21 protein-coding genes are annotated in these 22,187 nt (G+C 32.7%); 12 read left to right on the top strand and 9 right to left on the bottom strand.

What is annotated here, in order from left to right; translation table 11 throughout:
* Positions 1 to 7 precede the first annotated feature (7 nt).
* From hisD to OZP08_RS13880, 3 genes are all read right to left on the bottom strand, one after another.
* A complete protein-coding gene (gene hisD, locus OZP08_RS13870) occupies positions 8 to 1,294 on the bottom strand; it encodes a histidinol dehydrogenase (RefSeq protein WP_281322122.1) in 1,287 nt (428 codons plus the stop codon).
* A gap of 106 nt (positions 1,295 to 1,400) precedes the next feature.
* The gene (gene hisG, locus OZP08_RS13875) at positions 1,401 to 2,258 is read right to left on the bottom strand and encodes an ATP phosphoribosyltransferase (protein WP_281322123.1); all 858 of its coding nucleotides are present in this window, start codon (positions 2,256 to 2,258) and stop codon (positions 1,401 to 1,403) included.
* Between the two features lie 306 nt (positions 2,259 to 2,564).
* The gene (locus OZP08_RS13880; protein WP_268846686.1) at positions 2,565 to 4,541 is read right to left on the bottom strand and encodes an alpha-ketoacid dehydrogenase subunit alpha/beta; all 1,977 of its coding nucleotides are present in this window, start codon (positions 4,539 to 4,541) and stop codon (positions 2,565 to 2,567) included.
* Between the two features lie 171 nt (positions 4,542 to 4,712).
* Between OZP08_RS13880 and OZP08_RS13885 the strand changes: the two genes are divergently transcribed.
* From OZP08_RS13885 to OZP08_RS13915, 7 genes are all read left to right on the top strand, one after another.
* Positions 4,713 to 5,663, top strand: coding sequence for an isopenicillin N synthase family dioxygenase (locus tag OZP08_RS13885; RefSeq protein ID WP_281322124.1), 951 nt, complete (start codon positions 4,713 to 4,715; stop codon positions 5,661 to 5,663).
* Positions 5,664 to 5,747: 84 nt separating this feature from the next.
* Entirely contained in the window at positions 5,748 to 6,077 is a 330-nt protein-coding gene (locus OZP08_RS13890) for a translation initiation factor (protein WP_268846687.1), read from the top strand.
* Positions 6,078 to 6,211: 134 nt separating this feature from the next.
* Positions 6,212 to 7,087 (top strand): nucleoside phosphorylase, encoded by an 876-nt coding sequence (locus tag OZP08_RS13895; RefSeq protein ID WP_268846688.1) that lies wholly within the window; start codon positions 6,212 to 6,214, stop codon positions 7,085 to 7,087.
* On the top strand, positions 7,088 to 7,528 hold the full coding sequence (locus tag OZP08_RS13900; RefSeq protein WP_268846689.1) for a DinB family protein: 441 nt from the start codon (positions 7,088 to 7,090) through the stop codon (positions 7,526 to 7,528).
* Between the two features lie 2 nt (positions 7,529 to 7,530).
* Positions 7,531 to 8,469: a GNAT family N-acetyltransferase gene (locus OZP08_RS13905; RefSeq protein ID WP_281322125.1), complete on the top strand. Its 939-nt coding sequence runs from the start codon at positions 7,531 to 7,533 to the stop codon at positions 8,467 to 8,469.
* 124 nt (positions 8,470 to 8,593) lie between these two features.
* Positions 8,594 to 9,721, top strand: a complete 1,128-nt coding sequence (locus tag OZP08_RS13910; protein ID WP_281322126.1) for an SDR family oxidoreductase — start codon at positions 8,594 to 8,596, stop codon at positions 9,719 to 9,721.
* A 157-nt stretch (positions 9,722 to 9,878) separates the two neighbouring features.
* Positions 9,879 to 10,811 (top strand): transglutaminase, encoded by a 933-nt coding sequence (locus OZP08_RS13915; RefSeq protein ID WP_268846693.1) that lies wholly within the window; start codon positions 9,879 to 9,881, stop codon positions 10,809 to 10,811.
* A gap of 54 nt (positions 10,812 to 10,865) precedes the next feature.
* Here OZP08_RS13915 and ung read toward each other — a convergent pair whose 3' ends face one another.
* Positions 10,866 to 11,537 carry a uracil-DNA glycosylase gene (gene ung, locus OZP08_RS13920; RefSeq protein ID WP_281322127.1) on the bottom strand — a complete coding sequence of 224 codons (672 nt, stop codon included), beginning with the start codon at positions 11,535 to 11,537 and terminating at the stop codon, positions 10,866 to 10,868.
* Positions 11,538 to 11,719: 182 nt separating this feature from the next.
* Here ung and OZP08_RS13925 point away from each other — a divergent pair, with 182 nt between their 5' ends.
* Both OZP08_RS13925 and OZP08_RS13930 read left to right on the top strand, forming a co-directional pair.
* Complete coding sequence (locus OZP08_RS13925; RefSeq protein ID WP_281322128.1) at positions 11,720 to 13,885, top strand: endonuclease MutS2; 2,166 nt, start codon at positions 11,720 to 11,722, stop codon at positions 13,883 to 13,885.
* Between the two features lie 136 nt (positions 13,886 to 14,021).
* Entirely contained in the window at positions 14,022 to 14,438 is a 417-nt protein-coding gene (locus OZP08_RS13930; protein ID WP_268846695.1) for a thiol-disulfide oxidoreductase DCC family protein, read from the top strand.
* A 279-nt stretch (positions 14,439 to 14,717) separates the two neighbouring features.
* Here the strand turns inward: OZP08_RS13930 and ettA are convergent, their stop codons facing one another.
* The 3 genes from ettA to holA all read right to left on the bottom strand — a co-directional run bounded on the left by ettA (position 14,718) and on the right by holA (position 17,754).
* On the bottom strand, positions 14,718 to 16,412 hold the full coding sequence (ettA, locus tag OZP08_RS13935; RefSeq protein WP_268846696.1) for an energy-dependent translational throttle protein EttA: 1,695 nt from the start codon (positions 16,410 to 16,412) through the stop codon (positions 14,718 to 14,720).
* A gap of 102 nt (positions 16,413 to 16,514) precedes the next feature.
* Complete coding sequence (locus OZP08_RS13940; RefSeq protein WP_268846697.1) at positions 16,515 to 16,697, bottom strand: CAL67264 family membrane protein; 183 nt, start codon at positions 16,695 to 16,697, stop codon at positions 16,515 to 16,517.
* 52 nt (positions 16,698 to 16,749) lie between these two features.
* Entirely contained in the window at positions 16,750 to 17,754 is a 1,005-nt protein-coding gene (holA, locus tag OZP08_RS13945; RefSeq protein ID WP_281322129.1) for a DNA polymerase III subunit delta, read from the bottom strand.
* Positions 17,755 to 17,850: 96 nt separating this feature from the next.
* Here holA and OZP08_RS13950 point away from each other — a divergent pair, with 96 nt between their 5' ends.
* From OZP08_RS13950 to OZP08_RS13960, 3 genes are all read left to right on the top strand, one after another.
* Positions 17,851 to 18,318, top strand: a complete 468-nt coding sequence (locus OZP08_RS13950) for a type I restriction enzyme HsdR N-terminal domain-containing protein (RefSeq protein ID WP_281322130.1) — start codon at positions 17,851 to 17,853, stop codon at positions 18,316 to 18,318.
* 77 nt (positions 18,319 to 18,395) lie between these two features.
* Positions 18,396 to 19,391 carry a glycosyltransferase family 2 protein gene (locus OZP08_RS13955; RefSeq protein WP_281322131.1) on the top strand — a complete coding sequence of 332 codons (996 nt, stop codon included), beginning with the start codon at positions 18,396 to 18,398 and terminating at the stop codon, positions 19,389 to 19,391.
* Between the two features lie 73 nt (positions 19,392 to 19,464).
* Positions 19,465 to 20,316, top strand: coding sequence for an OmpA/MotB family protein (locus OZP08_RS13960; RefSeq protein ID WP_281322132.1), 852 nt, complete (start codon positions 19,465 to 19,467; stop codon positions 20,314 to 20,316).
* 127 nt (positions 20,317 to 20,443) lie between these two features.
* Here OZP08_RS13960 and OZP08_RS13965 read toward each other — a convergent pair whose 3' ends face one another.
* Positions 20,444 to 21,469, bottom strand: coding sequence for a carboxypeptidase-like regulatory domain-containing protein (locus OZP08_RS13965; protein WP_281322133.1), 1,026 nt, complete (start codon positions 21,467 to 21,469; stop codon positions 20,444 to 20,446).
* Positions 21,470 to 21,565: 96 nt separating this feature from the next.
* Positions 21,566 to 22,186, bottom strand: a complete 621-nt coding sequence (locus OZP08_RS13970) for an L-threonylcarbamoyladenylate synthase (RefSeq protein WP_268846700.1) — start codon at positions 22,184 to 22,186, stop codon at positions 21,566 to 21,568.
* Position 22,187 lies beyond the last annotated feature (1 nt).

The following is a 22,187-nucleotide window of genomic DNA, read 5'->3' on the forward strand; positions in this document are numbered from 1 at the left end:
TCAATCTTTAATTTTTTAAATCTTTCAATCTCAAAGTAACTGCATTTTTGTGGGCTTGTAACCCTTCGGCTTCTGCCATAATTTCAATAGCCGAACCAATATTTTGTATTCCAATTGGAGAGATTTTCTGAAAAGTCATTGCTTTGGTAAAACTATCAAGATTAACTCCACTATAATTTTTGGCATAGCCATTTGTAGGCAAGGTATGATTGGTTCCCGATGCGTAATCTCCCGCACTTTCCGGAGTGTAATTCCCGATGAAAACTGAACCTGCATTGGCGATATTGTCTACATAAAAAGCTTCATCTTTGACACAGATAATGAAATGCTCCGGTCCATATTCATTAATTAATTCTAAAGCTACGGAGTCATTTTCTACATAAATCAATTTTGAATTGGCAATTGCTTTTTCTGCAATTTCTTTTCGTGGTAAAACATTCATTTGTGATTGAATTTCCAATTCTACAGCATCAATCAATGCTTTTGATGTAGAGACTAAAATCACCTGACTATCAGCGCCATGTTCTGCTTGCGATAATAAATCGGAAGCAACAAAAGCTGGGACGGCAGTATCATCTGCAACAATCAGTAATTCTGATGGTCCCGCTGGCATATCGATAGCAACACCAAACTGAGTTGCCAATTGTTTGGCCACGGTTACAAACTGATTTCCTGGTCCAAAGATTTTATACACTTTTGGAATAGTAGCGGTTCCAAAAGTCATACCTGCAATAGCCTGAATACCTCCTACTTTTAATATTTTGGTTACTCCACATAAATTAGCGGCATATAAAATAGCTGGATTTATATTCCCTTGCTTATCCGGTGGCGAACACAATACAATTTCATTGCATCCTGCAAGATTAGCAGGTACTGCAAGCATCAATACTGTCGAAAATAAAGGAGCAGTTCCGCCTGGAATGTACAACCCTATTTTTTGAATTGGTCTTTTTTCTTGCCAACAATTTACACCTTCGATTGTCTCAATAGTAACACGATTTGTTTTTTGCGCAGCGTGAAATTTTTCGATATTCGATTTTGCTAATTGAATGGCTTGCTTTAATTCTTCAGAAATCGATGCGATAGCTGTATCTATTTCGGCTTGTGAAACTTCTAATTGATCTACCGTAACCCCATCAAAAAGTGAAGTGTATTTTGAAACCGCACTATCTCCTTTTGATTGAACTTCTTTAAAAATCCCTTTTACTGTTGCTTCAATATCATCAACTGTTTTGGTAGGTCTTTCTAAAATTGCTGACCAAGTTTCTGGTTTTGGATTGTATATTTTATTCATTTTTTTTTGTGTGCTTTATGCTTTAAGCTGTAGGCTATAAGCTAATTCTTTTTTTGTTTCAGATGACTTAAAGCTTATTGCCTAAAGCCTAAAGCGCGAAGCTTTATTAAAGGACCATTTTCTCGATTGGACATACTAAAATTCCTTCGGCTCCAACATCTTTCAGTTTATCTATTACTTCCCAAAAAGTATCTTTATCTATTACCGAGTGCACACTACTCCATCCTTCCTGTGCCAAAGGCAACACTGTCAAACTTCTCAAAACTGGAAGAATCTCTCCAACTGCTTCAATTTTATCATTAGGTACATTCATCAATATGTATCTAGATTTTCTAGCTCTCAGAACTGATTCTATTCTAAATTTTAATGTATCTATTAATTTTTGATTTGCAGGATCTATCTTTGGAGAAACAGCTAAAACTGCTTCACTTTTTAGAATAACTTCTACTTCTTTCAAGTTGTTTTTAAACAAAGTACTTCCGCTAGATACTATATCTACAATTGCATCAGCAAGACCTATATTTGGAGCAATTTCTACAGAACCCGATATTTGGTGAATATCTACACTAAGTCCAAAAGATTCAAAGTAATCAGTAACAGTATTAGGGTAAGAAGTTGCTATACGTAACCCATCTAAATCTTTGATGGAATTGTATTTTGATGTTTTTGGAACCGCAACTGAAACCCTGCATTTTGAAAATCCTAATTTTTGGGCTACTTCAATTCCTTTTCCTTTTTCAACCAAAAGATTGTCTCCAACGATCGCAGCATCTACAACACCGTCAATCAGGTATTGTGGAATGTCAGAATTTCTAAGGAATAAAACTTCTAAAGGGAAATTAGTTGCTTCAGCTTTTAATTGATCGATTCCATTATCTATGGAAATTCCACAATCTTTTAGAATTTGGATACTTTCTTCGTTTAAGCGTCCTGATTTTTGAATTGCAATTTTTAGTGTACTCATTTTTTTTGTTTTTTTTTAGTTTTAGAATATGCTTGAGTACAAAGAATCGGTAATAAAAAACCCGTTTGATGTACTCAAACGGGTTTTAGAATATTGTGAATTACACGCATACCATTAACACATCGCTTGAGAGCAATTATGAAAATGATGATGATGTAATTGAATTGATAACATAATTTTATAAAATTTGGTAATTCTTTGTTTCTTTTGCAAATATACAGGATAAAATAATTACCATCCTATTTTTATTTTAACGTTACATTACTAATTTGTTAAATAAATTAACCGGTTTTACTTTTTTATATTTTAATACTCCAAAAGCTCTTTCAATTCTTTTTCAAATCGCCCTTTTGGCAAATATTGATTTTCTAAGGCTTTTGTAAAAGGAATTGGAGAATCTAAACTCGCTACACGTTTTACCGGCGCATCTAAGTATTGGAAACAATTTTCCATAATTAATGCCGAAATATCGCTGGCAACACCACCAAACATTGAATCTTCCTGACAAATAATTACTCTTCCTGTTTTCTTAACTGAAGCGTAAATTGCTTCTGTATCTAGAGGCTGCAAGGTTCTTAAATCCAAAACATCGGCTTTAATATCTGGATTTTTATCTAAAGTCTCCAAAGCCCAATGTACTGCTGCTCCAAAAGAAACAATCGTTACATCAGTTCCTTCTCTTAATAGAGCTGCCTTACCTAATGGTAAAGTATAATAGTCCGTAGGAACATCTTGAGACAAGCTTCTGTATAATTGTTTGTGCTCAAAGAATAATACTGGATTTGGATCATTTATAGAAGCATTCAATAAACCTTTGGCATCATATGGGAATGCTGGGTATACCACCTTTAGTCCTGGTGTTTTGGTAAACCAAGCCTCATTGGTTTGTGAGTGAAAAGGTCCTGCTTGAGTTCCTCCGCCGCAAGGCATACGAACCACAACATCAGCTTTTTCTAACCAACGGTAATGTGATTTTGCTAATAAATTGACAATTGGATTAAATCCTGTAGAAACAAAATCAGCAAATTGCATCTCTACTATCGCTTTATATCCATTAATAGACAATCCCATTCCTGCTGAAACTACTGCACTTTCGCAAATAGGTGTATTGCGTACCCGCTCTTTTCCAAATTGCGCTACAAAACCATCAGTTATTTTAAAAGCACCACCATATTCTGCAATGTCCTGTCCCATTATAACTGAGTTTTCATATCGCTCCATTGATTGTCTCAAACTGCTTGAAATGGCATCTATAAAACGAATATTTTCTGTTTTGTCAGAAGGATGTATTGCTTCATGTGTATATGGTTTGTATACATCATTCAATTCTTCCTCATAAGAAGCTACTATTTCAGGCTCTGCATTGGCAATTGCCAAACTTTCTTCTATATCATTTTTTATTTCGGCTCTTACAGCTTCATCATATTCTGAAGTAAGAATTTTGTTTCGAATCAAAAAGTTTCTGTAATTGTCAACCGGATCTTTTGCAGCCCACATATCCATCAACTCTTGCGGAACATATTTCGTACCACTCGCCTCTTCATGACCACGCATTCTAAAAGTTTGAAATTCCAATAAAACCGGACGTGGGTTCTCTATCATAGAAGCTTTCAACTCAGATAATAAATTATATACTTCTAATAAATTATTCCCATCAACAATATGACTTTCTATTCCGTAACCAACACCTTTATCGGCTAAGTTTTCGCAACGATATTGCTCATTTGTAGGTGTAGATAATCCGTAACCATTATTTTCAATGACAAACATAACCGGCAATTCCCAAACGGCAGCAATATTCAAAGCTTCATGAAAATCACCCTCACTAGTTGCTCCTTCTCCCGTAAAAACAGCTGTTACTTTTCCGTTCTTTTTTAATTTATTAGCTAGAGCTATTCCATCTGCAACCCCCATTTGTGGGCCTAGATGTGAAATCATTCCAATAATTTTATATTGTTGTGTTCCAAAATGAAAACTTCTATCTCTACCTTTGGTAAATCCATTGGCTTTACCTTGCCATTGTGAAAATAAACGATACAAAGGAATATCTCTTCCTGTAAAAACGCCTAAATTTCTATGCATCGGCAAAATGTATTCGTCTTGATCTAAAACGGCTGTTACACCAACAGAAATGGCTTCTTGTCCGATTCCTGAAAACCATTTAGACACTTTTCCCTGACGAATAAGGATAAGCATTTTTTCCTCTATCAATCTTGGTTTGAGTATTCTTTTGTATAAATCTAATAATTTCTCGTCGGAAAGGTTTTTTCTATCAAAATTCATTTTTTCGTTTTTGTTGTGTGGTTCAAAGATAAAAAAATATAACAGTTTTAGATTTTTTTGTTATATTTTTTTGATTTATTCATAATTTATAAAATGACTAGTTAAAATTATTCTATACCTTTGTGGCAAGAAGCTTTAAAAAGTTTCGAAAGTATTAAATATAGACGTACTATGCAAAACATTCCTAGTGTTAACTTGCGTGATTTCCTTTCGGACGACCCGAAACGTAAACAAAAATTTGTAAATGAAATCGGAAGTGCTTTTGAAGACATTGGCTTCGTAGCGCTCAAAGGGCATTTTTTAAACGATCAATTGGTTGATGAATTGTATGGAGAAATTAGAAATTTCTTTGCATTACCATTAGAAACCAAAAGCGGATATGAAATTCCGGGAATTGGCGGCCAAAGAGGTTATGTTTCTTTTGGAAAAGAACATGCCAAAGGCAGAAAAGAAGGTGATTTGAAAGAATTTTGGCATTTTGGTCAGTATGTGGACAAAGATTCCAAATACGCTTCAGAATACCCAGAAAATGTTGAAGTTAAAGAATTACCTCGTTTTAATGCTGTAGGTAAAGAGGCTTATCAAATGTTGGAAAAAACAGGAGTTTATGTCTTAAGAGCTTTGGCTTTACACCTTGGTTTGGATGAGTTTTATTTTGATGAATATGCCAAAGACGGAAATTCAATTTTAAGACCTATTCATTACCCTCCTATTACATCTGAACCTGCCAATGCCATTCGTGCAGCGGCTCATGGAGACATCAACTTAATTACTTTGTTGATGGGAGCTCAAGGTAAAGGATTACAAGTTCAGAATCATGATGGTGAATGGATTGATGCTATTGCAGAACCAGATGAATTGGTAATAAATGTGGGAGATATGTTGTCTCGTCATACCAATAACAAACTGAAATCTACGATTCATCAAGTAGTAAATCCACCAAGGGAATTATGGGGAACTTCTCGTTATTCTATCCCGTTTTTTATGCACCCGGTTAGCGACATGAAATTGAATTGTTTAGCCAACTGTATCGATGCCGAAAATCCTAAAAAATACGAGGATATAACTGCAGGAGACTTTCTATACGAACGTTTAGTAGACTTAGGTTTAATTAAAAAGTAAGAAATAAAATTCCAAAGCTAAAATTCCAAATTCCAATGACACACTTTTGGGATTTGGAATTTGGTTTTTATAAATAAAAAAGAGATGGATTTACATGACCAATTAAAGAACCTTTTTCCGGATCACGAAATGTCTCCAGAAGAAGAAATTGAAAAAGAAGCTCATGAATTATACGTTCAAAAAGAACCTATGATTTGCAAATTCGAAAAAAGAAAAGGTAAAGCAACCACTATAATTGAAGGTTACGAAGGAACTGATGAGGATTTTAAAATTCTAGCCAAAGAAATCAAAACAAAATTAAGCGTTGGCGGTAGTTTTAAAGATGCTTCGATTATCATACAAGGGGATTATCGTGACAAAATAATGACAATTTTAAAAGAAAAAGGATTCAAAGTGAAGCGAGTTGGCGGATAGAAAAAATTTATAGTTTATGACTTATTGTTTAAAGGTTAAAATTAGTTTTTAAAACCTAATCCTTTAAACTCTTAAACGTCAAAGCTTTTAAACCTTAAACTGTTTTAAACTCTTAAACCTTTAAACATTTCAAAATGGTAATACAACAATCTGAATTAATACTCAATCCTGACGGAAGTGTCTATCATCTTAATTTAAAACCAGAGCATATTGCTCATGATATTATTTTTGTAGGTGATCAAGATCGAGTAGAAAAAATAACCAAACACTTTGATACCATTGAATTTTCTACCCAGAAAAGAGAATTCAAAACCCAAACAGGAACCTATAAAGGAAAACGCCTAACCGTGATGTCTACCGGAATTGGTCCTGACAATATTGACATTGTAATTAATGAGCTCGATGCTCTTGTCAACATTGATTTAGAAACCAGAAAACCAAAAGAAGAACTTACTTCTTTAAACATTGTCCGAATAGGTACTTCAGGCTCTCTGCATACTGATATCCCTGTGGATAGTTTTGTGTTGTCAAAATTTGGATTAAGTCTTGATAATATGCTCCGTTCCTATTTGATCTCTGAGGTTTCAAATACTGAAATCGAAAATGCATTTATTCAGCACACCAATTGGGATTTACAAAAAGGAAGACCTAGTGTTGTTTCTTGTTCTTCTGCATTAGAAAAAATAATCGAAAGCGATAAAATGCACAAAGGAATTACAGCTACTGCTGGAGGTTTTTACGGACCTCAAGGAAGAATTTTACGTTTGAATATTCAAGATAACAACTTGAATTCTAAAATGGATAATTTCCTTTTTGAAAACAATAGAATTACCAACCTCGAAATGGAAACTGCTGCTATTTATGGACTTTCAGCACTTTTAGGACATAATGCGCTTTCGCTAAATGCAATTATTGCGAATCGCGCTTCGGGGACTTTTAGCCAAGATCCATATAAAGCGGTTGATGAATTGATTTCATATACTTTAAATAAACTTTCAAATAGTATCTAAATGCAAAATGTAATTTTAAAATTCGAGCAGCTACTTAACGAAAATGCTATTTATTTTCCAACTATTGACAATGCGGTTTTAGAAGTAAAAAAACCTGGTAAATGGTCTAAAAAAGAAATCTTAGGACACTTAGTAGATTCGGCAATTCATAATTTAGTTCGTTTTACAGAAATAAATTATCTGGAGAAACCTTATCACCACAGACCATATAGCCAGATTGATTTAGTTAATTTGAACCAATATCAAACGATGGATATTAACGAATTGGTACAGCTTTGGCTTTCATTAAACAAGCAAATTATTAGAATTTTCAAAAATGTTAATGAAAAAGCACTCGATTATAAAATTATCATGATTGATCAATCGGTAATTGATTTAAAATTTCTAATGACCGATTATGTTGAGCATTTAGAATATCATATAAATCAAATTAAATCTTAACCATGTTTTTAAGAGTTGCCAGACATACCAATAATTTAGAAAAAATAGAAACTTTCTATGTAAATATTCTAGGTTTTGAACGTCTGGGCGGCTTTCAAAACCATGATAATTATAATGGCGTTTTTATTGGAAAGTCTGGTTTAGATTGGCATTTTGAATTTACTGAATCAAATGATAATGTCAATCATCACCCTGATGAAGATGATATTATAGCCCTATATCCAACTACTGTTTTAGAATACAACAACCTGTTAGAAAACATTTCAAGAAATAATATCTCAATAATCACTTCAAAAAATCCGTATTGGAATCAGAACGGAAAAATGTTTCTTGATCCAGATGGCTATCGAATTGTTATTTCGCCTCTAAGAGCAAAAAACATAATTGCAAAAAATCAATCATCTAAATCAAATAAATCAATGAATATACTTTTAGAAACAGAACGCCTTATTTTAAGAGAAATATTGCCTACTGATGAAATGGCTATATATCGTTTAGACAGTAATCCTAATGTGCACAGATTTTTGGGAAACAACCCAATTACAACAATGGAAGAAAGTCGCAAATACATAGATCACATAAGAAATCAATATACACAAAATGGCATTGGGAGATTTGCAGTGGTTTTAAAAGAAACTAATGAAATGATCGGCTGGTCAGGAATAAAATTTATTACCGAGCCAGAAAACAACCATGTCAATTTTTATGAAATTGGTTATCGATTCATTGAAGAACATTGGGGCAAAGGATACGCTTATGAATCTGCTAAAGCTTGGCTTGACTACGGATTCAACGAAATGAAGATTCAAAAAATGTATGCGTCTGCCAATAAAGAAAACGTGGGTTCTATAAAAATTCTTAAAAAAATCGGAATGCAACAAGTTTCTGAATTTGATTGGAATGGCATTCCTTGCTATTGGTTTGAGCTGGAAAACAAATAGATGACTCTTAAAACATAGGCAAAAAAGGATAAAATTTAACGTAATCTGAGGCAAATTTTCTATTGAATTTGGATTACCATAATTATTAGATAAGAGTTACATTTGCATTTTGAAAAATACTACTATGAAAATAATTCTTACTGGAGCTACTGGGGTTTTGGGATCGCATGTTATGTATGAAATTCTGGAGCTTTTTATAAAAAACAATAATAATGATGACAAGCTTTATATCATTGCCAGAAACAAAGGGAATAACACGGCTCTAGATCGAGTAAATGAATTATTGTCGAGTACTTACACTCCAAACCTGCTTAAAGCAAAAGGATTAAAGAAGCTTCACGAATATCTGGAAATTATTGATGTTGATTTAGCTTCTATAAAAGATACTTTTTCAGAAAAAATAAAAGGAGCTTATTTCATACATTCTGCCGGATACGTTAATCTATCTACAGATGAAGACTTAAAAGAGAAAATTTTTGATGAGAATGCCAAAATAACAAAAGCGTTATTTACAATTTTTCATCCCTTTATAAAAAAGTTCATTTACATAGGTACCGCTTTTTCATCAGGAATTCGAAAGGGTCTAATCGATAATGATTTTCATAATTTAGATTTTACCCCTGAGCATCGCAATGCTTATGAAGACGCTAAATTTCATTCGGAAAACTTTATAGCTCAAGAATGTAAAAAATTAGGATTACCATTTCAAATTTTGCGCCCAAGTGTTATTGGCGGAAAAATGTTAGGAAATGAAAATAATTATTTCATTCCAAAATACATGGTTTTTTATCTTTTGGCCAAATTTTTTCACTTTACTTCACAACGCAAAGGCGAACAAGAGAATGTACGTTTTATAATCAATGAAGAAACAGGCTTAAACATTATACCTGTTGATTATGTGGCAAAAGTAATTGTAAATACTTTTGAAAGAAACGATATCGAACAGCTTAATATTGTAAACAACAAAAGCTTTAATATTGTAAAAGGCTTGCAATTAATCATGAAAGAGGTTGGCTATACCAATTTTACTTTAATACAAAACACCTTAGATTTTAAGTATAAAAACACCATCGAGAAATTGTATTATGAAAGTATCGGAAAGCATCTAAAACCTTATTTTATTACAAATGCCAACGAATACGATACCACATTGTTGAATACAATTCTTGAAATTCCGAAATTAGACCATGAAGCATTTACGAATATGATTCGCTATGCGATTTTAAATAATTTCAAAGACATTAATGTATAGTTACAACTGAGTTTCTAAGAATCCAGATTCTTAGAAACTCAGCATACTAGTATCATAAAATTGTTAAACAATATCTTAAATCAATAATTTGAGCTAGAAAGTATAAATAAAAAAAAGTACTTTTACGAAAAGCAATAGATCCCTACTTTTGGGTATTATGATACAACCTAACAAAACTAATTTTCAAGCCCTAAAAACCAAGTTTCAGTTGAAAAAACCTTGGGATAGTGTTGTTATTTTAGTTTTAAGTGTCTTAATCACCATTCCGCTTTTTATAATATTCCACGAAAATTTAATAAATCCCAATTGGTATTTTAATTGTGATAGAATTGTACTTTTTATAGTCCTTTTAGCTGTAATTCATTACACTTTGTATTCCTTGCGAACGATCATTATCATTTGTATCGTTCTGTATCTTTTAGTATTGATTTATAGCAGTTTATTCGGTAATTTCAACTTCAACAGTGTTTTTGATGATTACAATTCTATGTTATACTCCATGAACAACAACCCGTATCCACAAGATATTATTATTGCCAAGTTATTGCCTTTCCCTAATAAATCGCAAATTATAAAAGCCATAGAATACGAAAATCCTAAGGTTAGAAATTTTGCTGTTTATGCTACAACAAAGCATTTTAAAAACATTAGAGGTTATTCTGAATACAGAAATATAATCCAATGTTTTGCCGTATTCAAAGAGGTAAATAGCCGTTGGAATTACGTTAATGACCCCAAAGATCACGACTACATCGCAACTGCATCCGAATCTCTACTGTATTTTTCAGGAGATTGTGACGATCATTCCATATTGATGGCTGCAACTATCAAATCTATTGGAGGAACTCCTCGTCTCATTCATACCAAAGGTCATATATATCCAGAAATTTGGATAGGCTCTATGAAAGATCTGGAAAAAGTGAATTACCTGATAAAAAATATTCTATTTGCTCAAGAAAGTTATAAAAAACAGCTTAATTACCACATCGATGAACGTGGCCAAGTTTGGCTAAACCTTGATTACACGGCAAAATATCCTGGTGGACCATTTTTATCCGAGGAAATACTGGGAGCTTTAACTCTTGATTAAAATAAAAATAATTAGAAGCTAGTTTATTTTAGCCCCAATATTTTTCATCAAGAATTACAACCAATTTATGATTTGCAAATTATGGCTTTTTAAATATTCATTAGCTTGACTAAAATGTCTATTTCCAAACCATTTTCCTTGATTAGCACTCATAGGCGAAGGATGGCCAGATTCTAAAACCAAGTGTTTAGTACGATCTATTTTAGCCCCTTTTTTTTGTGCAAAACTCCCCCAAAGCAAGAAAACCACATTTTCCTTTTCCTCTGATATTTTTTTAATAACGGCATCCGTAAAAACATTCCATTTGAGGTGTTTGTGACTATTTGGACTATCTTTTCTCACAGTTAATGATGCATTGAGCAGTAAAACACCTTGTTTTGCCCAAGATTCCAAGTTTCCTGAACTTGGCAAGAAAATAGAATCAAGATCAGTAGTTAATTCCCTAAAAATATTGCGTAACGATGGCGGAATTTTAACCGAATCATTAACCGAAAAAGATAAACCATTAGCCTCACCTTCTCCATGATAAGGATCCTGACCAATGATTACAATTTTTAGATTCTCTAAAGAACAGTTATTAAAAGCTGAAAAAATTAAATCTTTTGGAGGAAAACAAGTAGAGTTTTGATATTCCTGATCAACTTCCTGAATCAAATCCTGAAAATAAGATTTTTCAATTTCATCAGATAATAAGGTTTGCCAAGAAGGAATTAAATCGATTTGCATATTCAAAAATTATTCAACAAAGATACAGGAAGTTTTGTACGTGATTTGTAAAACAATCCAACAAAAAAACTACAATTTTACGATGAATTGTTCACTTTTCCTGTTTTATCAATCTCATAAAAATAACCCTATGTTTCTTTCTCAAATAACCTTATTTTTGTATCGTAAAATCAAATTATTAAATGATCTCCATTACCGAAAAAACATTACAAGATTTACAATTTCCCACGGTACTCGAAACGATTTCTGATATCTGTAATACCGACATAGGAAAGCAAAAAGCTTTAGAAATAACCCCTTTTAGAGACAAAGAGTCTTTGATGAGCGCATTATTGCAGACATCAGAGTATGTTTCCTCTTTTCAAAATAACAATGCAATTCCTAATCATGGCTTTGATGCCATTACAAACGAGATTAAATTTTTAGCCATCGAAGACAGCTTTCTGGAGGTAGGAGGTTTCAGGAAAATTGCCACAATATCAGAAACGACCAATGTTCTTTTGGCTTTTTTAAATAAATTCAACGACTACTACCCTAGCCTTTGTGCCAAAAGTTCTGGAATTCAGCTAACCAAAGAAATCGTTACGCTTGTTGATGCGGTTGTAGATAAATATGGAGAGATAAAAGACAATGCTTCTCCCCGACTTTTGGAAATACGCCGAGAAATGAATTTGGTTCGAGGAAAAGTGAATCAAAGTTTTGGTTCAGCCTTGACACAATACAACAGTTTGGGATATCTGGACGATATCAAAGAAAGTTTTGTGCAAAACCGTCGTGTTTTGGCAGTATTAGCCATGTACAGACGAAAAGTAAAAGGCTCTATTTTGGGAAGTTCCAAAACCGGAAGTATTGCCTACATAGAACCCGAAAACACACTGAAATATTCTCGTGAACTCAGCAATCTGGAATATGAGGAAAAAGAGGAAATCACAAAGATTCTAAAACAATTAACGAATGCCATTCGTCCGTTTTTACCTTTATTGATCCAGTATCAAGATTTCCTGAGTGATATAGACGTAATTGCTGCCAAGGCGAAATATGCCAATAGAATCAACGGAATTTTGCCAACAATTACTGAGGAACGCCGTCTATATTTCAGAGACGCCTTCCATCCTATTTTATACTTGACTAATAAACAAAAGAAAGAAGTCACACATCCGCAAACAATCGAATTGAGTCAGGAAAACAGAATAATTGTTATTTCTGGTCCTAATGCAGGAGGTAAAACCATTTCCATGAAAACCGTTGGTTTATTACAATTGATGTTGCAATCTGGAATGCTAATACCAGTTCATGAACGTAGCGAAACATTTTTATTCGACCGTATTCTTACAGATATTGGAGACAACCAATCAATTGAAAATCACCTAAGTACATATAGTTACCGATTAAAGAACATGAACTACTTCTTGAAGAAGTGTAACAGGAGAACAATGTTCTTAATCGATGAATTTGGTACTGGATCTGACCCTGAATTAGGAGGTGCTTTGGCCGAAATTTTCTTAGAAGAATTCTATCACCGTGAAGCTTTCGGATTGATCACAACTCATTACTCGAATCTAAAAATTCTTGCCAACGAATTGCCTTGCGCCACGAATGCCAACATGCTATTTGACGAAAAATCATTAGAGCCTATGTATAAATTGGTTTTAGGACAGGCAGGAAGTTCTTTTACTTTTGAAGTAGCTTTAAAAAACGGAATTCCTTTTAGTCTAATCAACCGTGCCAAGAAAAAAATTGAGATTGGGAAAGTTCGTTTTGACAAAACCATAGCCAATCTACAGAAAGAGCGCTCTAAATTGGAAAAAACTTCCATAAATTTAAAGGAAGAAGAAACCAAAGCGCGTGAAGAAGGCAAAAAAATGGAAGACATCAATGTAAAAATCAAGCAAAAATTGGAAAGCTATCAAGAACTCTATGACAGCAACCAAAAAACAATTTATATTGGTCAAAAAATAGAAGACATTGCCGAAAAATATTTCAACAATAAAAACAAAAAAACTCTCATTGGCGAATTTTTGAAAATCGTTGAAATAGAAAATTCCAAACGCAAAAAAGCCACTCCAAAAGAGGCTAAAGCAATTATTCAAAAGAAGAAGGAAGTTATTGAGGAGGTTTCAGTTGTAGTTGAAGAAATCCGAAAGGAAAAGAAAGAAAAGAAACTAAAACCTGTTGTTGTAAAGCCAAAAGCTATTTTAAAAGTGGGTGACCGCGTACGAATGTTAGACGGAAAATCAGTAGGAAGTATTGATAAAATAGAAAAAAATAAAGCAGTCGTAAATTATGGTCTGTTTACCTCCAAAGTAAGTCTAGACGACTTGGAATTGGTAGAAGCTGTTAAAAAGTAATTTCTTAAACCCTATAAGGGTCATTGCGAGGAACGAAGCAAACTCACTTAGTATGTCCGTCTCAATAATCTATAAAGTCTTCTCATGCTAGTGAGTTTGCTTCGTTCCTCGCAAAGACATACCAAAAAACTTAGATATGCAAAATCTCCCTCAAAATAAAAAAATAATCCTCTTTGATGGTGTTTGCAATCTATGTAATTCTGCTGTGCAATTTATTATCAAGCACGACAAAAATGATGTTTTCCGGTTTGTGGCTTTACAGTCAGAATTGGGTCAAGAAATCCTCACCTATATAGGCATTGATTCAAAAAATATTGACAGTATTGTTTTGTACGAACCTAGAGTTGCTTACTATTACAAATCAGATGCTGCATTACAAATTTCAAAAAGCTTAAACGGATTATTTTCGCTTGGAATTATTTTTAAAATTATTCCAACTGGAATCAGAAACAGACTTTACGATTACATTGCCAAAAATCGTTACAAATGGTATGGCAAGAAAGAAAGTTGCATGATACCATCACCCGAGTTAAAAATAAAATTTTTAGAATAATTTGAGTTACATGATAAATATCATTTATTGTGTAAACCCATTATATTAATTTTGACATATCTTAAAAAGTTATTTTTTTTTGAGAATTTTATCGCTTTACTATTATGGAAATGTTTTCATTATTATTTAATGTAAATTATTTTAAAATTTGGTAATTATTGGTTTAATTGGGTTAGTGTCAAGAGCGATTAATTCTCTTTAAAAAAAATTAAGATGCATAAAAAAAGAGGATGACTTTCTGTGGTCATCCTCTTTTCTATTTTAAAACTCTATAAAAGCTTAGCCTCTAATTAATTTTCTGTATTTCAAACGTTTTGGAGTTAAATCACCACCTAAACGTTTCTTCTTGTTCTCTTCATAATCAGAGAAACCACCTTCAAAATAATACACTTCAGAATCTCCTTCAAAAGCTAGAATGTGCGTACAAATTCTATCTAAGAACCATCTGTCGTGCGAAATAACTACAGCACAACCTGCAAAATTCTCTAAACCTTCCTCTAATGCACGAAGCGTATTTACATCCAAATCATTGGTAGGCTCATCCAGCAATAGTACGTTTCCTTCTTCTTTCAAGGTCATTGCTAAGTGTAAACGGTTACGTTCTCCACCAGAAAGCATTGACACTTTCTTGTTTTGTTCGCCACCACCAAAATTAAAACGTGATAAATAAGCTCTTGAGTTAACTTGCTTTCCACCCATCATAATCAATTCCTGACCGTCAGCAAAGTTTTCCCAAATAGTTTTATTAGGATCAATATTAGAATGCGATTGATCTACATAAGCGATTTTTACAGTTTCACCAACAGAAAATTCTCCGCTATCTGTTTGTTGTTCTCCCATAATCATCTTGAAAATGGTAGATTTACCAGCACCGTTTGGCCCAATAATTCCAACAATTCCTGCCTGTGGCAAAGTGAAGTTTAGGTTATCATACAGTAATTTATCACCAAAAGCTTTGGCTACATTTTTAGCTTCAATAACATTGGTTCCCAAACGTGGGCCATTTGGAATATAGATTTCCAAGTTTTCGTCCAATTGTTTTTGGTCTTCATTCAAAAGTTTATCGTAATTCTGTAAACGAGCTTTTTGTTTTGTCTGACGACCTTTTGCACCTTGACGAACCCATTCTAACTCACGTTCTAATGTTTTTCTGCGTTTAGAAGCTACTTTTTCTTCTTGTGCCATACGGTTCGATTTTTGGTCTAACCAAGAAGAATAATTTCCTTTCCAAGGAATACCCTCACCTCTATCTAATTCTAAGATCCAACCTGCAACATTATCCAAGAAGTATCTATCGTGTGTTACAGCAATTACAGTTCCTGAGTATTGGGCTAAATGTTGTTCCAACCAAAGAACACTTTCTGCATCCAAGTGGTTGGTAGGCTCATCCAAAAGCAAAACATCCGGTTGTTGCAACAACAAACGACATAAAGCAACACGACGACGCTCACCACCTGAAAGATGCTTAATAGGTGTATCCCCTTCTGGAGTACGCAATGCATCCATTGCGATTTCTAACTTAGTATCGATTTCCCAAGCACCAAGAGCATCAATTTTGTCTTGTAATACAGCTTGACGATCCATAAGCTTGTCCATTTTATCCTGATCTTCATAGTTTTCCGGAAGACCAAATAAATCGTTAATCTTATTGTATTCTTCAAGAACAGCCATCGTTTCAGCAACACCTTCGCGAACAATTTCGATAACAGTTTTTGAATCATCAAGAATAGGCTCTTGCTCTAAATAACCTACAGAGTAACCAGGCTGAAAAACAACATCTCCTTGATAGTTTTTATCAACTCCGGCAATAATCTTCAATAAAGAAGATTTTCCAGAACCATTTAAACCTAAAATACCAATTTTTGCTCCATAAAAGAAACTCAAATAGATGTTTTTAAGAACAGGTTTGTCTGCTCCTTGATAGGTTTTACTCAATTTTTGCATTGAGAAAATTACTTTCTTATCGTCTGACATTTTTTATATTTTTATTGTTTTATTTTTTTTTAAATTGTTCAATGACTTGTATTTAGAACGATATTATTTATCTGAATCCTAAATTAACTAAATTTTCTAATACTAAAGTCTTCCTTTTAATGCGTTAAATACCCAAGCATTAGCCAAAAATCCAATTCCAACAGCAGCAAATCCCCAACCCGCTACATCATCATATCTAAAAGCGCCTAATGATATGAGCAACAATCCCATGAGTACCATTATTAAAGTTGCCCATCCTAAAATGGTGTTTTTATTCATTCCCATATATTGTAGTATTTGTTTTTTTAGAAGCTACAAATATCGGCATTTTAAAACTTTAATTAAAAATTTTATATAGCATTTCTCGTAACAAATCGGCTTGTGATAAGCTATTGGCACCAACTCCCTTGCTCTTTACATCTGTATCTCTTAAAGAAGCTACAATCTGGCTCACTTTTTTCATAGGGTAGTTTTTTATAGCTACATCGTAATCTTTTAGAAAAAAAGGATTCACTCCTAAAACAGAGGCCACATTTTTTGGATTTTTATCTTTCAAACCATGGTATTTTAATAACTGAATAAAAAAGCCAAAAACCAAACCCGTAGTCATTACCAATGGATTATCTTTTGGATTTTGCGCAAAATTCTCAGCGATTTTATACGCTTTTAGTTGGTCGCGTTCACCAATGGCTTTTCTTAATTCGAATACATTATAGTCCTTACTGAATCCTATATTCTCTTCGATATCTTTGGCTGAAATAGTACTTCCCGCAGGTAAGATGATTTGCAGTTTTTCAAGTTCATTATTGATTTTACTTAAGTCTGTTCCCAAAAACTCTACCAACATAGCAGAAGCTTTAGGTTCTATAGCGTATTTTTTTCCGGATAATACACGCTTAATCCAGTCCCCTACTTGATTTTCATACAATTTTTTACTTTCATAAACCACACCATTTTTAGCCAAAAGCTTAGTAACTTTTTTTCTTTTGTCTAATGTTTTGTATTTATAACAAAAAACCAAAACCGTTGTTAGCATTGGATTTTCTACATAACTTTCAATCTTGTCAATTGTTCTCGATAAATCTTGCGCTTCCTTGACAATAACCACCTGACGATCGGCCATCATGGGATAACGCTTGGCTGTAGAAACCACATCTTCTATAGAAACATCTCTACCATATAAAACGGTTTGATTAAACCCTTTTTCATCTTCCGATAAAACATTTTCTTCTATATATTCAGATAACTTGTCAATGTAATATGGCTCTTCTCCCATCAAAAAGTAAATAGGTTTGATGTTTCCGCCTTTTATATCATTCACAATTTTTACAACTTCATCCATTCATTATTTTGTTTCAGGTTTCAGGTTTCAGATTTTCATTTCAACAACTTGAAACTTTAAACTTAAAACCTACAAACTATTTTATATTTTTGCTACATGCAAAAACTCAATTTTCCTTCTTATATTTTTCGATTCAAAAATAACGAAAATAAAGTATCTATTTTTGATGCCATCAGGAAAAAATTCATCATTCTCACACCTGAAGAATGGGTTCGCCAGCACGTGGTGAGTTATTTAATCGAAGAAAAAAAATACCCTAAATCTTTAATCAATGTCGAAAAAGTTTTAAAAGTCAACGGCTTAAGAAAGCGATATGATATCGTAGTTTTCAATACAGATGGAACAATTTTCATATTAATAGAATGCAAAGCCCCTGAAGTTAAAATTTCTCAAGCCACATTCGATCAGATTGCAAGATATAATATGACACTGGAAGCCGAATTTTTGATGGTAACCAATGGACTTAATCATTATTTTTGTCTCATGGATTTTGAGAATGAAAGATATGAATTTTTGAGAGAGCTTCCAGATTACAATGAAAAGAAAGCAGAAAACAAAGTGTAAAAAAAGAATTATATAAAATTAAATATTTAAAGACCTTTAAATATTAATTTCAAATTCATTAAATAAAACAAATCTACTTGGAAAAAATAGCCGTTGTTATACTAAATTGGAATGGAGTGAAATTATTAGAACAATTTTTGCCTTCCGTAATTCAATTTTCTCCAGAAGCCGATGTATATGTTGCTGACAATGCTTCTACAGATGAATCGGTAACTTACATAAAAAATAATTTCCCTACTGTCAAAATAGTACAAAACAAAACCAACCAAGGCTTTGCTGGAGGCTATAATGAAGCACTTCAACACATTGATACAGAGATTTATGCTTTAGTGAATTCAGACATAGAAGTAACAGAAAATTGGCTAAAACCAATACTAGAAACATTTAGCACTGAACCAAAAACAGCTATAATCCAACCTAAAATATTAGACTTTAAGCGAAAAGAATACTTTGAATACGCAGGTGCTGGTGGTGGATTCATTGATCAATTTGGATACCCATACTGTCGCGGGCGGATTTTTGATACTCTAGAAAAAGACAATGGACAGTATAATGATGAAAAGGAAATCTTCTGGGCATCTGGAGCTTGCTTCTTTATTCGTAGTGCCGTTTATAAAGATTTGAAAGGTTTTGATCAAGATTTTTTTGCACATCAGGAAGAAATTGATTTATGTTGGCGAGCAATTAACAAAGGACATGTAATAAAATACACCTCAGAATCAATTGTTTACCATGTAGGTGGTGCAACTTTACAACAAGCTAATCCTCAAAAAACATACCTTAATTTCCGCAATTCTTTGCTAATGTTAACCAAAAATTTGCCACAAAACACCCTCTATCAAGTACTTATAATTAGATTATTGTTGGATGGTGTTGCAGGTGTTAAATACGTATTTGGAGGTCAATTTAAACATTGTTGGGCTATTATTAGAGCACATTTCTCTTTTTACAGCTTATTTTTAAGAAATTATAAAAAAAGAGAAAAAAATCAAGTTGAGAAATACTTTAAAGCGAAAAGCATCGTTTATGATTACTATGTTAAAAATGGCACAGTTTTTGTTGAAATAAATTAACAATAATTTACATTTTAAATTAATAATTAAAAAACTAACTTTGTAATTCACGTTTAATTAAATTTTGCATTTTATGAAAAAATTAATGATCACTCTGTCCGCTTTAGCGCTCCTAACTTCATGCGTTTCTAAAAAAGAATACGCAGCCTTGGAAGCTAAAAATAAGGAAACACAGGATTTATTAAATACTTGTACAGTAAAACTAAATTCTTGCTTAGAAGAAAAAGCTGGACTTACCGCAACAGTTGCTGGTCTAAAAGAAACCAATCAGCACTTAATAAACACTTCTAAGGATATGACGCTTTTAACAACTAAAGGAGCTGAAAATATCGAGAAAGCTTTAGAGTCTATCAAAGAAAAAGATTTGAAAATTAGCAGAATGCAAGATGCCTTGACTAAAAAGGATAGCGTTACACTTGCAGTAGTAACTAGTTTGAAATCTGTTGTTGGAATGGATGATAAAGATATCGAAATCAATGTTGATAAAGGAGTAGTATTCATCTCTATCTCTGATAAAATGTTATTCAAAAGTGGTAGTTATGAAGTAAGCGACAAAGCAAAAGGAGTTTTGACTAAAGTTGCTAAAGTAATCAATGACAAACCAGATTTTGAATGTATGGTTGAAGGTCACACTGATACTGATGTTTTAAGAGGAAACTCTTGTTTAATTGATAACTGGGATTTAAGTGTAAAACGTTCTACTGCTATTATCCGTATTTTATCTAATGATTTAGGAGTAAAACCAGAGCAATTAATCGCTGCTGGTAGAAGTTCATTCGTTCCTTTGGTACCAAATGATTCTCCAGAAAACAAATCTAAAAACAGAAGAACTCGTATCTATGTAATGCCAAAAATTGATCAGTTCTATGATATGGTTGAAAAAGAAATGAAAAAACAACCAGGAGCAGCACCAGCAGGAAAATAATAGTCTTTTTTCTTTCGCAATAAAAAAACGCCTCGATAAATTCGAGGCGTTTTTTTATACCCATTTCTTTTGCTACCAAGGATTTATTAGGCAAAGCAAATTTCATTTCCCATAAACTTCTTTAAAGTTACAATATACCATAATTTAGAGGTAATGTATCTCCCATTTTCTTTTCAGACATATCACCTAAAAAAGTAATACTTCCAATATTAGAATTATTACCATACTTATAAATATAGAATGTATTGGTTTCAAAAATAATTTTTGATTGTTCTCTATCGTCATATTCTATATCAAAAGAAGCAAAAACACCTTTATCTAATTTTTGTGCCTTCTGCGGAAGTATTTCAACTTTTATCAAATCCTCTCCTTCTTTAATTACTTTAAAACAAGTATTTGGATTTACAGCCAATTGATTACTATATATCAAAAATTTATCTTTACCTAAAATGTTATTTGAAAGATCTCTAAAAAAATGAACTTGAGAGCCTTGAAATGTTTTTTCCCGTTTGGCTAAAACTTCATTTGAGTTATTTGTTTCCACAAAACGACTAAAGCCTTGATAAAGACACTTAACAGCATTATCAGGCTTCACACTTAAGCTATTAAAATTAACCTCAAAAGTTACCAGTTCATAGTTTATTTTATAACCTAAAGAAGTATTTAATATTATCAAAGGTTTATCCGAGAAAGCTTTTAGAATATAATTCTCCTTGTCGTATTTAAAATAAATATCATCTTCATTTTGAATAAATGTATTTAAAGCATTAATTGTTTCTCCTAAAAAAAATCTTCTAAACAGCTGGAGCTTCTCCTTTCTTGTAAATTTATCATTTCGGGTGATTACAACCTCATTAAGTTTATTCAACAAAGGTTTCATTAAGATATTTAGCTCCTTCTTGGAATCAAACGATGACAAAAAAATAGTTTGATACCCAGGACAACTTATTACCAGAACATTATTTGCTTCATAATTATAATCTAAACTAAAATGTCCTTCTTTATCAGAAGTTGCCGAAATTGTAGTTCCGTCTAAATAGACATCAGCATCAGATAATGGTATTTTTTTTTCATTAAAAATTGTGCCGTTAACAATTTGAGCAACAGAATTTAAAGAAAAAACTAAAGATAAGATTGTAATTAGTACTCTCATAAATAATATAATATTAGGGGTTGTTTTAATCGTACAACGCCTAAAATGTTATTTTATTACGAAATTTACAACGTTTTATATAAATAAAGATTTTACTTATAAGATATCTATACTTCCCTTTCCTTCCCTAATAACAATAGGTTCATATTCTGACAAGTCTATGATAGTAGATCCAATATTATCACCATATCCACCATCAATTACCAAATCAACAAGATTTTGCCATTTTTCAAAAATAAGCTCAGGATCAGTAGTGTACTCAATCACTTCATCCTCATCGTGAATAGAAGTTGAAACAATTGGATTTCCTAATTGACGAACTATTTCTAAAACTATAGCATTATCAGGTATACGAATACCAACGGTTGTTTTCTTTTTAAACTCTTTAGGTAAATTATTATTCCCCGGAAGAATAAATGTATAAGGCCCCGGCAATGCTCTTTTAAGCAATTTAAAAGTAGAAGTATCTATTTGCTTTACATAATCTGATAAGTTACTCAAATCATGGCAAATAAATGAGAAATTTGCCTTTTCTAATTTTACTCCTTTTATTTTAGCAATTTTTTCAAGAGCCCGAGAATTAGTAATATCGCAACCTAATCCATAAACAGTATCTGTTGGATAAATGACCAGGCCACCTTCTTTTAGTACTTTTACCACTTTAGCTATAGCAGCTTCACTCGGCTTATCGGGATATATCTTTATTATTTGAGCCATA

The organism is Flavobacterium aestivum (assembly GCF_026870175.2).
Classification (GTDB): domain Bacteria; phylum Bacteroidota; class Bacteroidia; order Flavobacteriales; family Flavobacteriaceae; genus Flavobacterium; species Flavobacterium aestivum.

Bases quoted from the DNA above. Each gene is read 5' to 3' on its own strand.
- hisD (WP_281322122.1), bottom strand. From the start codon at position 1,294: ATGAATAAAATATACAATCCAAAACCAGAAACTTGGTCAGCAATTTTA.
- hisG (WP_281322123.1), bottom strand. From the start codon at position 2,258: ATGAGTACACTAAAAATTGCAATTCAAAAATCAGGACGCTTAAACGAA.
- OZP08_RS13880 (WP_268846686.1), bottom strand. From the start codon at position 4,541: ATGAATTTTGATAGAAAAAACCTTTCCGACGAGAAATTATTAGATTTA.
- OZP08_RS13885 (WP_281322124.1), top strand. From the start codon at position 4,713: ATGCAAAACATTCCTAGTGTTAACTTGCGTGATTTCCTTTCGGACGAC.
- OZP08_RS13890 (WP_268846687.1), top strand. From the start codon at position 5,748: ATGGATTTACATGACCAATTAAAGAACCTTTTTCCGGATCACGAAATG.
- OZP08_RS13895 (WP_268846688.1), top strand. From the start codon at position 6,212: ATGGTAATACAACAATCTGAATTAATACTCAATCCTGACGGAAGTGTC.
- OZP08_RS13900 (WP_268846689.1), top strand. From the start codon at position 7,088: ATGCAAAATGTAATTTTAAAATTCGAGCAGCTACTTAACGAAAATGCT.
- OZP08_RS13905 (WP_281322125.1), top strand. From the start codon at position 7,531: ATGTTTTTAAGAGTTGCCAGACATACCAATAATTTAGAAAAAATAGAA.
- OZP08_RS13910 (WP_281322126.1), top strand. From the start codon at position 8,594: ATGAAAATAATTCTTACTGGAGCTACTGGGGTTTTGGGATCGCATGTT.
- OZP08_RS13915 (WP_268846693.1), top strand. From the start codon at position 9,879: ATGATACAACCTAACAAAACTAATTTTCAAGCCCTAAAAACCAAGTTT.
- ung (WP_281322127.1), bottom strand. From the start codon at position 11,537: ATGCAAATCGATTTAATTCCTTCTTGGCAAACCTTATTATCTGATGAA.
- OZP08_RS13925 (WP_281322128.1), top strand. From the start codon at position 11,720: ATGATCTCCATTACCGAAAAAACATTACAAGATTTACAATTTCCCACG.
- OZP08_RS13930 (WP_268846695.1), top strand. From the start codon at position 14,022: ATGCAAAATCTCCCTCAAAATAAAAAAATAATCCTCTTTGATGGTGTT.
- ettA (WP_268846696.1), bottom strand. From the start codon at position 16,412: ATGTCAGACGATAAGAAAGTAATTTTCTCAATGCAAAAATTGAGTAAA.
- OZP08_RS13940 (WP_268846697.1), bottom strand. From the start codon at position 16,697: ATGGGAATGAATAAAAACACCATTTTAGGATGGGCAACTTTAATAATG.
- holA (WP_281322129.1), bottom strand. From the start codon at position 17,754: ATGGATGAAGTTGTAAAAATTGTGAATGATATAAAAGGCGGAAACATC.
- OZP08_RS13950 (WP_281322130.1), top strand. From the start codon at position 17,851: ATGCAAAAACTCAATTTTCCTTCTTATATTTTTCGATTCAAAAATAAC.
- OZP08_RS13960 (WP_281322132.1), top strand. From the start codon at position 19,465: ATGAAAAAATTAATGATCACTCTGTCCGCTTTAGCGCTCCTAACTTCA.
- OZP08_RS13965 (WP_281322133.1), bottom strand. From the start codon at position 21,469: ATGAGAGTACTAATTACAATCTTATCTTTAGTTTTTTCTTTAAATTCT.
- OZP08_RS13970 (WP_268846700.1), bottom strand. From the start codon at position 22,186: ATGGCTCAAATAATAAAGATATATCCCGATAAGCCGAGTGAAGCTGCT.